We start from the raw sequence: 14310 nt of genomic DNA, 5'->3' as shown, positions 1-14310 counted from the left end.
AACCGTACTCAGGCAGGCACCAGTTCGGCAGCCGTACGCCGCTCCAGGAACGAGGCGAGCACGGCGAGCAGCAGCGCCGAACCGGCAAGAAGAGCGCCGACCCAGTTCGGCGCCGTGTACCCGAAGCCGCCCGAGATCACCAGGCCGCCGAGCCACGCGGCCAGCGCGTTGCCCAGGTTGAACGCGCCGATGTTCACCGCGGAGGCGAGCGTCGGCGCGCCGTGCGCCTGATCCAGTACCCGCTTCTGCAACGGCGGCACCGTGGCGAACCCGAGCGCGCCGATCAGCACGATCGTCACCGCGGAGGCGAACTTGTCGTGCGCGGTGACCGTGAACAGCGCGAGCACGACGGCGAGCCCGCTGAGCGAGACGTACAGCATCGGCATCAGCGCACGGTCCGCGTACCGGCCGCCGATCAGATTGCCGACGACCATGCCCAGCCCGAACAGCACAAGCAGCCAGGTCACCGAACTCTCCTGATATCCGGCTACGTCGACCATCATCGGCGCGATGTAGGTGATCGCGGCGAACACGCCGCCGAAGCCGAGCACGGTCATCGCCATCGCGAGCAGCACCTGCGCGTTGCGGAAGGCGGCCAGTTCGTGCCGCAGCCGCACACCTTCCGGCTTGGGCAGATCCGGCACCAGCTTGGCCACGCCGAGCAGGCCGACCACCCCGATCAACGCGACGATGCCGAAGGTGACCCGCCAGCCGGCGGTCTGGCCGACCATCGTGCCGAGCGGCACGCCGACCACGTTGGACACGGTCATCCCGGTGAACATCATCGCGATCGCGCCGGCCCGCTTGTCCGGAGCGACCAGCTCGGCGGCGACCACCGCGCCGATGCCGAAGAACGCGCCGTGGTTGAGCGAGGCGACGATCCGGCCGGCCAGCATGAGTTCGAACGTGGGCGCCAGCGCGGACAGCAGGTTGCCGGCGATGAACAGCACCATCAGGCCCATCAGCATCCGCTTGCGGGAGACCCGAGTGCTCAGCGCGGTCATCACCGGCGCGCCGAGCACGACGCCCAGCGCGTACCCGGTCACCAGATAGCCGGCGAGCGGAATCGACACCTGGAATTCGGCCGCGACCTGGGGCAACAGTCCCATGATCACGAACTCGGTGGTCCCGATCCCGAAGGCCCCGATGGCGAGGGCGAGCAGTGCAAGTGGCATGCGTTCACAATAGTTGCAGACGCTGAATACTTGCAAGCGCCGTATATTGTGATGCTGGTCTATCCTGGAGGCATGACCGCGACGGACCCGGAGCTGACCGCCCTCGCCCAGGGCTGGTGCGCGCTGTCGCTGCTGCACGGCAGGATCGAGGCGCACATCGAGCGCGCGCTGCAGGCCAACCACGACCTGAGCGTGCGCGAGTACTCGCTGCTGGACGTGCTCAGCCGCCAGCACAACGGGCCGGGCGGGCACCTGCAGATGAGGCAGGTCGCCGACGCGGTGGTGCTCAGCCAGAGCGCCACGACGCGCCTGGTCACACGGCTGGAGGATCGCGGGCTGCTGTCCCGCTACCTGTGCCCGACCGACCGGCGCGGGATCTACACCGACGTCACCGAGACCGGCCTGGAGCTGCTCGCGAAGGCCCGCCCGACCAACGACACCGCGCTCCGTGAGGCACTCGACGAGGCCGCCGAGAACCCCGAGCTGGCGCCGCTGGTCAAGGTCGTCGAGTCACCACCCGTGCCCGCGTAACGGCGGCCACTACCGGGTCGAGCCCGCTGGACCCGTTAGCCGGCCTAACGGGTCCAGCGGGCTCGACCTTTTAGCGTCGCTAAGGATCGCCCGTTTAGTCGGCGATCCGGCCCTGCTTCTTGCGGATCGCGACCACCGCCGGGCGCGGCTGCGAGTCGCCGCCGTCCGGCCAGTGCGACGCCGGCTTGTCCGCGCTCGCGCCGTCCAGCTCACCCGGGTGCTGCACGGAGACCAGCACGAAGTCGTCCTCGATCACCGGTCCGCAGGTCTCCGCGCCCTTCGGCACGGTGAGGAACTGCTTCACGTGGCCGCGGTGCTCGCCGGCCACCGGCACGGCGAACAGGCCGTCGTTGGACTTCAACGCGTTGCCGTCGGTGGAGATCCACAGGTTGCCCGCGCGGTCGAAGGCCAGGTTGTCCGGGCAGGAGATCGGACTGACCTGCGACTTGTCGAAGCCGCCGAAGTAGGTGTCCGGCGAGGCCGGGTCACCGCACACCAGCAGCAGCCGCCACACGAAGCGGGTGCTCGTGTTGTCGCCCCACGCCTCCTCCAGCTCCAGCACGTGCCCGTGCTTGTTGCCGTTGCGCGGGTTGATCTCCGTCGGGCCTTCCTTGTCCGGCTTGCCCCGGTCGGTGTTGTTGGTCAGCGCCGCGTACAGCCGGCCGGTCTTGAGGCTCGGCTCGACGTCCTCCGGCCGGTCCATCTTGGTCGGCGACACCTTGTCCGCGGCGAGCCGGGTGAACACGTACACCTCGGCGGCCGGCATGCCCGGCACGAAGCTGCGATCGTTGTGCGCCAACGGAATCCACTCGCCCCAGCCGTCGAACTCACCGTCGGCCGGGAGCTTGCCGGAGCCGTCGATCTCGGCCGGCGGGCTGTCCCCGGTGAACCGCGCGACGTACAGCGTGCCGGCGTCCAGCAGGGTCATGTTGTGCTCGCGGGCGCGCTTGGAGTTGCCCGGCTTGACCTTGCCGTCGGACACGAACTTGTACATGTAGTCGAAGCGCTCGTCGTCGCCCATGTACGCGACCACGCGGCCGTCCCGGGCCACGATCACGTTCGCGCCCTCGTGCTTGAACCGGCCGAGCGCGGTGTGCTTGACCGGCGTGGACTTGGGGTCGTGCGGGTCGATCTCGACGATGTAGCCGAACCGGTTGACCTCGTTGGGCTCCTGCGCGACGTCCCACCGCTTGTCGAACCGCTCCCACTTGCGCTCCGACGCGGCGCCCTTGATCCCGTACCTGGCCAACCGTGCCTTCACGGTCGGGTCGGTGACCGAGTCGGCGTTGGCGAAGTACTGGTTGAAGTTCTCCTCGCCGGACAGGATCGTGCCCCACGGCGTGACGCCGCCGGCGCAGTTGTTCTGCGTGCCGCGCACCTTCGTGCCGGTCTTGTCCACCGAGGTCTTCAGGTACTCCGAGCCGGCGGCCGGGCCGCGCAGCTCGAACACCGTGTCCAGGGTGATCCGGCGGTTGTACTCCCAGTCGACCTTCACCGACAGCTTGCCGGTCTTGCGGTCGCGCTCCAGCAGCACGACCGACAGGCCGTGCGCCATCCAGCCGATTCCGACCTGCTCCGGAGTCGGGTTCTCCGGGTTGTAGCCCTTGAACATGAACGGCTCGCTGGAGTACTCGTGGTTGGAGACCATGAGCCAGCGGCCGGGCTTGCCCTCCAGTGGCACCAGGCCACAGAAGTCGTTGTTGAACCCGAATTGGTGCGCCTGCGCCATCGCGGTGTGCTTGTCGAAATTGAATTCCGGCGCATTCGGGTAAACCTTGTCGCCCCACCGAATGAGGACGTCCTGCTCGTATCCCTCGGGAATGACGACCCGGTCCTCGGTGTTCGGCTTGACCGGCTCGAAGTTCAGGCCGTCACGACCGCGCGGCGGCTTTCCCCCGGCGGGCGCGGCGGGCGTGTTCTGGCCCGGTTCGGCGGCCGACGTGCCGACGGCAACCGCCGTGCCGGCGCCGGCGACCGCGAGCACCGCGCCGGCCTTGAGCAGGCCGCGACGCTTGACGGACTGCTTCACGACGTCGCCGAAGTAGGCGTTGTCCGAGGTGTTGGGCGCCTCGTGCGAGCAGGCGCTGCCGCAGCGGTACTTGCAGGTCACCGCCTGGCGGCCGGTCGGGTTGGTCGGCGCTAACGGCAGCAGAGGGCGGTCGTGGTGGTCAGCAGGGGACACGGGTCCTCCTCGGGCGCGTCCACAGTGGACTGCCTGGTGGTGGTTCGAGACGGGCCGACGTTAGCAAGACAGGTCAGCTTCGTCAGTCCTTCAGGTGAACAGCCGACGAACAGACCACCGACAGCACTTGCTGGATCGATGACTGTCGCGTAGCGCTACCGAACCGATACCCCGCGCTGCGGAGAATACGTTTATTCGTGAATTCCGCGAATGCGACAAAATGGTGCGCTATCAGGCTTCCTCACCGACCAGTGCGGCCGTCGCCGGGACCTCGTGCGCGTCGGCGGCGCGGTCCGGGACGGCGAGCAGGCCGGCCGCGCCGAGGCAGAGCAGCGCGCCGATCAGGAAGGGCGCCTGGGGCGAGCCGAACCACTCGGCGACGTGCCCGACGAGCGTGGCGGCCGCGGCGCCGCCGAGCCAGCGGCAGAAGTTGTACCCGGCGCTGGCGACCGGCCGGGGCGCGTCGCTGATCGACATCGCCATGCCGGTGAACAGCGTGTTCAGCAGGCCGGAGACCAGGCCGCTGACGATCACCGCGATCACCAGGACGGTCTTGTCGTGCACGGTCATCACGGCGAGCAGCGCGGCGTAGCCGACCACCGCGAGTAGCGCGGCGATCCGCTCACCTAAGCGGCGCGCGGCCAGCGGGGCGAGCAGCACGCCGGCGACGGCGACCGCGAGGCCCCAGCCGAAGAAGACCAGGCCGATCTGGATCGCGCCCCACTCCAGCACGAACGGCGACCAGGCCAGCACGACGAAGAAGCCAGCGGTGTACAGCGCCGAGCCGATCGAGGTACGCAGCAAGCCCTTGTGCCGCAAGGCTTTCAACGGGTCGAGCAGGCGCACGGGGTCGCGGCGCTGATCGCTGTCGCGGCGCAGCATCGTGGCGCACAGCACGAGCGCGATCGCCATCAGGACGGCGGTGCCCACGAACGGGCCGCGCCAGGAGATGTCGCCCAGCAGCGCGCCGAGCAACGGGCCGACCGACAGGCCAAGGCCCAGTGCCGCCTCGTACAGCAGGATCGCGCCGCGCTGACCGCCGGACGCGGCGCCGACGATCACCGACAGCGCGGTGGCGATGAAGAACGCGTTGCCCAGTCCCCAGACCGCGCGCAGGGCGACGAGCTGAGTGATCGAGCCGGCGAGCGCGCACAGCAGTGTGGCCGCGACGATCAGGCTCAGGCCGGTGATCACGGTCCGCTTGGCGCCGAAGCGGGCGGAGGCGTATCCGGTGAGGAGCATCGCGAGCACCTGGACGCCGAGGTAGGACGAGAACAGCAGGGTCACCTCGGACGGTGTGGCGTGCAGCCCTTCGGCGATCGACAGCAGGATCGGGTCGACAAGGCCGATTCCCATGAACGCGATCACCGCCGCGAACGCGGTGACCCACACGGCCTTCGGCTGCCCCCGCACGGCGTCCAACAACCTCGGATGGGCCTCCACCGCGCCCTCATCTCCTCCCATGTTCAGTTCCTTAGCAAGGCTAACATCTTATGCTTAGCTCGGCTAACGAACGTGACGGAGACGACCGATTACCCATCGCGAACAACCCCGCTACGCTGATCCAAAAGCTTCTGGGGGAGGCAAGATGGCACGCCGAGCGGGCTATGAGAACTACTCGCGTTTTCCGGCACGGTTTGACCAGAATTGCCATTCCTGCGCCAAGCGCCTCCGCCAAGGGTTGGACGTGCTGGGCAGCAAGATCGGCGGGCAGTGGCACATCGTCTGTATCGCCTGCGGCGACACGGCCCAATCCGGAGGCGCCGTCGCGCAACGCGGTACCGCGCCGCCAACACGTGCCGCGAGTGGTCGAGTGCCGGTGTCCGCGGAGCAGCGGGGGACCACACCGTGGTCGATCCTGGTCAACTACCTGCGCTCCTGCGTGATCGACGAGTCGCTCGCCGGGCCGGTGCCACTCAACGCGCGCGACAGGTGGGCGCCCTTTCCGCTCGATTCCGAGACCGTCCTCTGCGGCGGGGACGACCGACTGCCCGCGCCCGCCGGCGTTCGCAAGCTCTTCGACAACATCGAGGACGGCGCGCTGGAGGGAGTGTTCTACGGCTGGCCGACCGTCGTGGTGCTGGACCGCAAGCGCCGCGCGCACATCGCGCCGCTGTTCGTCCGTCCACTGGCGGCACCGATCGAGCCGACGGACGGTGAGCCCTACATCCCGGTCAGCCACGACCTACCCCGGCTGAACAGCGCGCTACTGCACTCCGGCTGGTTCGCCCCGGAGATGCTGTCGGCGGCCGCCAAGGTGATCGCCAACAATGTGATCGGATTCGGCGCCACCGCCGCGATGACGGCCACGGCGAAGGCCGTCCTCGGCGCTCTGGGAATCCCCGAGGCGGTACTCGACCCGCTGAAGCTGTTGCCGGTCGATCCCGACAAGGAACTGTGGCTGCCGCAGGAAGTCGGGGTGTTCAACCTGGTGATGGCATTTCGCGGCCAGGTCGACATCGCCGTACAGAGTCTGCTCGCCGATCTTCGATGGATGGAGACCGCGCCGGACTGGCACAACAGCGCGGCCCGCTTTCTGTTCGACGACGTCACGCCGCCGGCGACGGGCCTGCTCGAGGCATGCTCCGTGCGGTTGAACCACGCTCAGGAGATCGCCCTCGACGCGGCGGCGCACAATCCGCTGACCGTGATCACCGGGCCGCCGGGCACCGGCAAAAGCCAGACCGTGACCGCCATCGTCGCCGAAGCGTGGCGACGCGGCGAATCCGTTGTCCTCAGCTCCACCAACAATCGCCCGGTCGATGACGTGGTGAACACCAAAGCCACCGACATCGACGCCGGACTTATGTTGCGCACAGGCAACAAGGAAGTGCGCGGCAAACTCAGCGAGGCCGTCTACGATCTGTTGCCCGAAGTCGTTGCGCGCCAACCGGAAGAGGGTGCGGAGCAGGCAGTACAGGTCTGCGCGAGCCAGCGGCACCTCGCCGCGCACGTGTTGGAGCAGCGCGCCAAGTTGGAATCCGGGCTGCTCGACGCGTCCCTACTTCGGGACGAGCTCAGGGCGCTGGTTTGGGAGGATCGGCAACCGCGTGTCCCGATCACGGAGATCGACAAGCGCGCGGCCAAAGCCGTGCGCACGCGGTGGAAATGGCTGCGGCGTAGGCGCGCCGCGAAACTCCGCGAGGTCGCTGGCCTCCCCAGCACGATCGCTGTCGAGGCGATCATTGAGTGGACACGCTCAGAGTCGGTCTTCGACTCGGCGTGGCAGACCCTCGGCGCCCACCAGCGTGACAACGAGGGCGATCTTCTTGATGCCTTCCAGCAGGCCGATATGCGATGGCGCGCCGCGTCACGGGTCTTGACCAGTGAGTTGGTTCGACGCGGCTACACCGACGGTGCGGAACACCTGAAGCTCTTGGCGGACAAGCTTTCCGAGGAGTTGCCCTTCCGCGAAGTGATGACCCAGGTCTTGCGACATGTCCACGGCTGGGCGACGTCCACCCTTTCCACCAGGCCGAGCTTCGACTGCCGCGCTGGGTCGATCGATCTCGTGGTGATCGACGAGGCGAGCCAATGCACTCTCGCGCAGATCCTGCCCCTCGCGTTCCGCGCGAAACGCCTGGTCATCGTCGGCGATGCGGATCAGCTCCCACCGGTGATCACCGCGACGCCGGAGCGACTGCGGGCGCTGGCCACCGACGCGGGAGCGTCACACGAGCAGTTCGCGGCCATGCACCACACGTACGGCGAACACTCCGCCTTCGACGCGTTCGCCGCCCGGTTCAAGCCAGAACCGTTGCTGCTCAACGAGCATTACCGATGCCACCCGGACATCATCCGCTTCTGCAACGAGGAGTTCTACGACGGCAAGCTGGTCGTGCTGTCCGAGGTGGACGATCGTGAGGACCTCGGTCTCACGTGGATCGACATCACCGGGGTGACCCGGCCCGGCCGAACCGGCAGCGTGGTCAACGAGTTCGAGGTGGACGCTGTCGTCAATTGGCTCGCCGAGTCCGAGCTCGACCTGAAACACACCGGCGTGGTGACGCCGTTCCGAGCACAGGCGAACATGATCGAGCGTGCCTTGGCGGCGCACCCAGACGAGCGACTCCGCGCGGTCGAAGTGGGTACAGCGCACACCTTCCAGGGCGGCGAGCGGGAGACGATCCTGTTCTCAACGGTGATCTCCACGGATGCGCAGCCGGGCACCATCGGCTGGCTCGAATCGCAGCGCAACCTGGTGAACGTGGCGGTCAGTCGGGCCAAGCACCGACTGATCGTGTTCGGCGATGCCCTGGCGATCCGCACCCGAGGTCCGCGCGTACTTCGCACCTTGGCCGAGACCGCGACCGCGACGGCGACCGGCCACGCGACGACCGGCGACGTGTTGACCGACCGGGTGCGCGCCGCCCTGACCGCGAAGGGAATCCCCAGCCGACGTGGTCAGCTGGTTCAGGGTTATCCGGTCGAGATCGCGATAACGGGAGCGGATGGAGAGTTGATCGACGTCGAGATCAGCCGATATCCGGACGGTGACACTGGCGCCCGCCAGCAACGCCGGGACGCGGTGCGCGACACTCGACTCCGCGGGCTGGGGTGGCGCGTCGTTCGCGTTCCCGGATGGCAGGCGTACCTCGACCCGGCGGCGATCATCGACCAGGTTCGTACGATGAGAGATCCGCGCACATAAGTAGGTGCTCGACTCCACCCGATCGGCTGACGTCATTCGATGCTGCTCGAATTCGATTGACCGCCCAATCGAGTCGGGCGCATGTTGACGTCGGGGGTGCCCGAACAACGGGCACGAAATAGGGGAGAAAGTAATGGGGAAAATCAATAGGAAGATCGCGTTCACCTTGTCCGGCGTCGCGCTGGCGTCGGGAATCGGCCTGGCGGCGCCGATGACCGCGCAGGCGACACCGACCGAGGTCAGGGGCGGTTGCAGTCAGGACGAGTACTACAAGTGCGGCCGGATCGCCAACCACTCCAGCATCAAAATCAAGGTCACCACGAATTGGGGTAATCCTGGCGGGTCGTCATTCTGGCTCAAGCCCGGCGCCAGTGCCGGCGGCCACGGCGTCGATATCGACGGCTTCCACGTCGGCAAGTGCGGTCTCTACACGGAATGGGGATACATTCCGGCGAATACCGGCTGGGTCAAGATCCTCGACTACCAGGGCCTGGACGTCCTCGGCTCCTGGTGCTGACCGGCTGACAATGGCTCCTGCCCGCGCGCGGGCAGGAGCCGTCAGCTGGTTCGGCGATTCAGCGGTCGAGTTCGCCGCGGATGAACTTCTCCACGGCGTCGAACGCCTCGGAGTCGGAGTACTGCTCCGGCGGCGACTTCATGAAGTACGACGACGCGGACAGGATCGGCCCGCCGATGCCGCGGTCCAGCGCGATCTTCGCGGCGCGCACCGCGTCGATGATCACACCGGCCGAGTTCGGCGAATCCCACACCTCGAGCTTGTACTCCAGGTTCAGCGGGGTGTCACCGAAGGACCGCCCCTCCAGCCGCACGTAGGCCCACTTGCGGTCGTCGAGCCACGGCACGTAGTCCGACGGCCCGATGTGCACGTCCGCCTTGGCCATCTCGTGCGGCACCTGCGAGGTCACCGACTGCGTCTTGGAGATCTTCTTCGACTGCAGCCGCTTGCGCTCCAGCATGTTCTGGAAGTCCATGTTGCCGCCGAAGTTCAGCTGGTACGTGCGCAGCAGCTCCACCCCGCGGTCCTCGAACAGCTTCGCCATCACCCGGTGCGTGATCGTCGCGCCGACCTGGGACTTGATGTCGTCGCCCACGATCGGCAGGCCGGCCTCGGTGAACTTCGCCGCCCACTCCGGGTCCGACGCGATGAACACCGGCAGCGCGTTCACGAACGCCACACCCGCGTCGATCGCGCACTGCGCGTAGAACCGGTCCGCGTCGTCGGAGCCCACCGGCAGGTAGGACACCAGCACGTCCACTTTGGCGTCGCGCAGCGTCTTCACCACGTCGACCGGGTCCTCGTCGGCCTCGGTGATGACGTCGCGGTAGTACTCGCCGAGCCCGTCCAGCGTGTGCCCGCGCTGCACGGTCACCCCGAGCGGCGGCACGTCGCAGATCTTGATCGTGTTGTTCTCCGAGGCCACGATCGCCTCGGACAGGTCGCGCCCCACCTTTTTCGCGTCCACATCGAACGCGGCCACGAACTGCACGTCGCGCACGTGATACTCGCCGAACTGGACGTGCATCAGGCCCGGCACTCTGGAGGCGGGGTCGGCGTCGCGGTAATAGTGCACGCCCTGCACAAGCGACGCCGCGCAGTTGCCGACGCCAACGATGGCCACCCGGACACTACGGCCGTTCTCGCCCATGCCGGTCTCTCCTTAACTCGTTCGGTCCTCAGTCGTTCAGTGCGCTCGCGTTCGCCGTATCAACTGGCAGGGCCGCGCTGCTCGCGCTGTTCCTCCGCGATCAGCTCGTTGAGCCAGCGGACCTCCCGCTCACTGCTCTCCAAACCCATCCGGTGCAACTCGCGGGTGTAGCGGTCGATCTGTTCGCCGGCCCTTGCCAAGGTGGACCGCAGGCCTTCTCGCCGTTCCTCGACGCGACGCCTGCGACCCTCCAGGATTCGCATCCTCACCTCGGCCGGTGTCCGGGAGAAGAACGCCATGTGGACGCCGAACCCCTCGTCGTCCCACGTTTGTGGTCCGGCGTCGGCCAACAGCTCGGCGAACCGCTCCTTGCCCTCGGCCGTGAGCTTGTACACCCGCTTGCCGCGCTTGCCCCAAGAACGCGCGGCCGTACGGTCGGGAGCCGGCGTCGTCGGCTGCTCCTCGACGATCAGCCCGGCCCGCTGCAGACGCCGCAGCGTCGGGTACAGCGAGCCGTAGGAGAACGCGCGCAGCGTGCCGAGCAGCTCGTGCAGCCGTTTGCGCAGCTCGTAGCCATGCATGGGGGAGTCGTGCAAGAGACCCAGGATGGCGAGCTCGAGCATGCACACCCCCACTCACGTGTTGGCTGACCTACCGCCTCACTATATCGCGCCGATACATCAGTGTGGTGCACCGAACGTTGACATGTGGCAGACACCACGCGACGACGCATGTCACGAGACGATCGCGAAACGGCTACCCCGGGGTATGGCGTCTGCACGTACCCTGTTGGGGTGCGAACGCAACGGCAGGTGGTGGATTACGCGCTGCAGCGCAGGGCGCTGCTCGCGGAGGTCTACTCTGGCCGCCTCGGCACCATGGAGGTCTGCGACGCGAGTCCGTACCTGCTGCGCGCCGCGAAATTCCACGGCAGGCCGAGCGACGTGATGTGCCCCGTCTGTCGCAAGGAGTCGCTGACCCTGGTGTCCTGGGTGTACGGCGACGCGTTGAAACACGCCTCCGGCTCGGCGCGCACGACAGAAGAATTGGCCCGGATGGCCAACCTGTTCGCGGAGTTCAGCGTCTACGACGTAGAGGTGTGCCGTAGCTGCACCTGGAATCACCTGGTCCAGTCGTATGTGCTCGGCACCGAAAGCCTGCGTACCACCAAGCCGAGCAGGAGGACGGCGGCCGAGTGAGCTCGTTGGACGCACACCGCGCCGGCCGTCTGTCGGGGCATGACCACCGAACGCCGCGGTCATTACCCGCGCCGCTCTGGGAGGCCTTTTCGTGAACCACCATCGTGACGGCGGTCGTCACTCCTCCGAGCCGGCATGGCCGGACGGCGACGACCCGGACCTTCCCGGTCGGGCTCCGCGCGAGGAACCGCGCGAGCAGACCGGCTTCTGGGCACCGTCGTGGGATGACGACGACGATGACGACCCGCCGCCCCCGCCGCCGCGTCCCACCCCCCGCAAGCCCGCGCCGGGCGCACGCGCGGGCGGGCCGCCGCCGAACCGTCCCCAGCCGGGCCCGCCCCGGCAGGGTCCGCGTCCGGGTCCCGGTGCGCCCATGCCCGGCACCGGCGGACCACCGCGTCCCGGCCCCGGCGGACCACCGCCTCGGCCGGCCATGCCCCCGTCGGAGGCGCCGACCGAGTACCTGCCGCCGGCCACCGGCGCCGGCGGGTACCGCGCCGAGCCGGCGCTGCTCACCCACCGGGAGCCGGACGGGTACGACGACTACGACGAGGACGCGGTGTACGACGATGACGGTCCGGACTCGCCGCTGACCGCCGAGGAGGAGAAACGCCGCCGGCGCAAGAAGATCTGGCGGCGGGTGCGGCGCACCATGTACGTGCTGATGTTCCTCGGCATCGTCGGCCCGATCGTGGCGTTCTTCATCGCGTACCAGATGGTGGAGATCGAGACGCCGGAGGCGTTGGCCTCACAGCAGATGCAGTCGGTGACGCTGAAGTACAACGACGGCACGTCCGACCTCACCAGGATCGACCCCGAGGGTGGCAAGCGCACGCTGGTCAAGCTGAACCAGGTTCCGACGCACGTGCAGAACGCCGTGCTGGCCGCGGAGGACTCCACGTTCTGGGAGAACCCCGGCTTCGACTTCACCGGCATCCTCGGCGCCGCGTGGAACCAGGTCACCGGCGGCACCGGCGGCGGGTCCACGATCACCCAGCAGTACATCAAGAAGGCCACCGAGAACGAGGACAAGACCTTCACCCGTAAGGCCCTCGAGGTCGTGAAGGCCTACAAGATGAACAACCAGTGGACCAAGCAGGACACCCTGCAGGCCTACCTGAACACGATCTACTTCGGCCGGGGCGCCTACGGCATCGAGGCCGCCGCGCAGGCGTACTTCAAGAAGCCGGTCGGCCAGCTCACCGTGGCCGAGGGCGCGTTCATCGCGGGCATCATCCAGCTGCCCAACAAGTGGTCCAACGACCAGTACACCGACCGCCGCTGGAAGTACGTGATGGACCAGATGGTGGCCAACGGCAAGCTCAACCAGGCCGACCGCGCGGCCGCGCAGAAGCCCGTGCCGGTGCCGCAGCAGAAGGTCCAGAGCGCGCAGCTCGGCCCGCGCGAGTACATCAAGGACCAGGTCCAGAAGGAACTCGAGTCGACCGAGACGACCAACGGCCGCAGCCTGTGGGACGAGGTGCAGAAGCGCGGCCTGATCGTGCACACCTCGATCGACAAGCAGGGCCAGGACATCGCCGAGAAGACCGTCCGCGAGGCGATGGCCGACCAGCCGAAGAACCTGATCCCGGCCCTGGTCGCGATCGACCCGAAGACCGGCGAGGTACGCGCGTACTACGGCGGTGAGGGCAGCGGCCTGGACTGGGCCGGGCACGACAGAGCACTGCAGGAGCCGGGCTCGTCGTTCAAGCCGTTCGACCTGGTGGCGCTGCTGCGCAAGGACAAGGGGCTCGGCGAGAGCTACGACGGCAGTTCGCCGCGCAAGTTCGGCGCCGCGACCGTGACCAACTCCGGCGGCAAGGACTGCAACAACCCGTGCACCGTGGCCCGAGCCATGGAGGAGTCGGTCAACACGGTGTTCTTCGACATCGCGCTGAACATCGTCGGCACGCCCGCGGTGGCCAAGGCCGCGCACGACTCCGGCATCCCCACGACGATCGGCAACGCCAAAACGCTGGTCAACGACAAGGGCGGGGCGCCGGACGGCAACATCTCCATCGGCGGTGGCAACACTCGCGTGCGCACGATCGACATGGCGGCCGCCTACGCCACCTTCGCCGACGACGGCATGCGCCACACGCCGCACTTCGTGACCAAGGTCACCTATCCGGACGGCTCGCTGTACCACGAGACGTCGAAGGCCCCGCAGAGGGCCTACGACCAGGACGAAGAGAAGAACAAGAAGATCGCCCGCAACGTCACCGAGTCGCTGATCAAGGTGATTCCGTACTCCAAGCTGAACTGTGGTGGCCGCCCGTGCGCCGGCAAGACCGGAACGCACGAGTTCTACGGCAGCGACAACAAGAGCGAGGAGAACTCCAAGGCCTGGATGGTCGGCTACACGCCGTACGTGTCCAGCGCGGTGTCGCTCGCGGCGGTCGGGCCGGACGGCAAGCCGCAGCCCTTGAAGGACAAGAAGGGCAAGGACATCTACGGCAAGGACCTGCCTGGCGAGATCTGGCAGAAGTTCCTGACCGAGTACTCCAACGTGCGCAACTTCCCGAAGACGAACTTCTCCAAGTTCGAGCCGATCGGGAAGGCCGCGTCCGACGAGACGTCCAGCTCGGTGAGCCGGCCGTCCAACTCGACGACGCAGCCGCCGCCGACCCAGACGACGCTGCCGCCGACCACCCAGCCGACCACGGTGCCCACGACGGAGCCGACGCCCGGCCGGCCGACCAGCACCAGCAAGCCGCCGCGGCCGACGTGGCCGACGCTCCCCGGCGGCGGACCTAGCGGGGACGCACGAAGAGAGAACGAGGGACGCTCACCCTGATCCAGAACTGACACGCGGCCCATTAGTCTGCCCGCGTGTCACGCGACCTCGCCGAACCAGGGACCGACCCCACCGGGGGCGACGAGCCCACCACGCCGGCGCGCGACG

Annotated in this window: 10 protein-coding genes; 5 read left to right on the top strand and 5 right to left on the bottom strand. The window is 67.8% G+C overall.

All coding sequences use genetic code 11. The features are described 5' to 3' along the window. Positions 1-8: 8 nt before the first annotated feature. The gene (locus EV193_RS17225; RefSeq protein WP_130345154.1) at positions 9-1175 is read right to left on the bottom strand and encodes an MFS transporter; all 1167 of its coding nucleotides are present in this window, start codon (positions 1173-1175) and stop codon (positions 9-11) included. A 72-nt stretch (positions 1176-1247) separates the two neighbouring features. On the opposite strand from EV193_RS17225, the gene EV193_RS17220 reads away from it, so the two are divergent. Continuing rightward, a complete protein-coding gene (locus tag EV193_RS17220; protein ID WP_130345153.1) occupies positions 1248-1706 on the top strand; it encodes a MarR family winged helix-turn-helix transcriptional regulator in 459 nt (152 codons plus the stop codon). A gap of 94 nt (positions 1707-1800) precedes the next feature. Here EV193_RS17220 and EV193_RS17215 read toward each other — a convergent pair whose 3' ends face one another. Beyond that, on the bottom strand, positions 1801-3888 hold the full coding sequence (locus EV193_RS17215) for a PhoX family protein (RefSeq protein WP_130345152.1): 2088 nt from the start codon (positions 3886-3888) through the stop codon (positions 1801-1803). 231 nt (positions 3889-4119) lie between these two features. Then, on the bottom strand, positions 4120-5352 hold the full coding sequence (locus EV193_RS17210) for an MFS transporter (protein ID WP_130345151.1): 1233 nt from the start codon (positions 5350-5352) through the stop codon (positions 4120-4122). Positions 5353-6124: 772 nt separating this feature from the next. Here EV193_RS17210 and EV193_RS17205 point away from each other — a divergent pair. Both EV193_RS17205 and EV193_RS17200 read left to right on the top strand, forming a co-directional pair. Beyond that, on the top strand, positions 6125-8539 hold the full coding sequence (locus tag EV193_RS17205) for an AAA domain-containing protein (protein ID WP_165401382.1): 2415 nt from the start codon (positions 6125-6127) through the stop codon (positions 8537-8539). A 133-nt stretch (positions 8540-8672) separates the two neighbouring features. After that, a complete protein-coding gene (locus tag EV193_RS17200) occupies positions 8673-9056 on the top strand; it encodes a hypothetical protein (protein ID WP_130345149.1) in 384 nt (127 codons plus the stop codon). A 58-nt stretch (positions 9057-9114) separates the two neighbouring features. On the opposite strand, the gene EV193_RS17195 is transcribed toward EV193_RS17200, so the two are convergent. Together EV193_RS17195 and EV193_RS17190 are read right to left on the bottom strand one after the other, a co-directional pair. After that, complete coding sequence (locus EV193_RS17195; protein WP_130345148.1) at positions 9115-10206, bottom strand: inositol-3-phosphate synthase; 1092 nt, start codon at positions 10204-10206, stop codon at positions 9115-9117. Between the two features lie 59 nt (positions 10207-10265). Next, a complete protein-coding gene (locus tag EV193_RS17190; RefSeq protein WP_130345147.1) occupies positions 10266-10829 on the bottom strand; it encodes a PadR family transcriptional regulator in 564 nt (187 codons plus the stop codon). Between the two features lie 171 nt (positions 10830-11000). Here EV193_RS17190 and EV193_RS17185 point away from each other — a divergent pair, with 171 nt between their 5' ends. Further along, positions 11001-11405: a DUF5318 domain-containing protein gene (locus EV193_RS17185; protein WP_207222679.1), complete on the top strand. Its 405-nt coding sequence runs from the start codon at positions 11001-11003 to the stop codon at positions 11403-11405. A 91-nt stretch (positions 11406-11496) separates the two neighbouring features. Continuing rightward, on the top strand, positions 11497-14202 hold the full coding sequence (locus EV193_RS17180) for a transglycosylase domain-containing protein (RefSeq protein ID WP_130345146.1): 2706 nt from the start codon (positions 11497-11499) through the stop codon (positions 14200-14202). The last annotated feature ends 108 nt before the right edge of the window (positions 14203-14310 follow it).

This window comes from Herbihabitans rhizosphaerae, assembly GCF_004216555.1.
GTDB classification, from domain to species: domain Bacteria; phylum Actinomycetota; class Actinomycetes; order Mycobacteriales; family Pseudonocardiaceae; genus Herbihabitans; species Herbihabitans rhizosphaerae.
The sequence above is the reverse complement of the archived record's forward strand: the minus strand, read 5'-3'. Positions and strand labels throughout refer to the sequence as shown.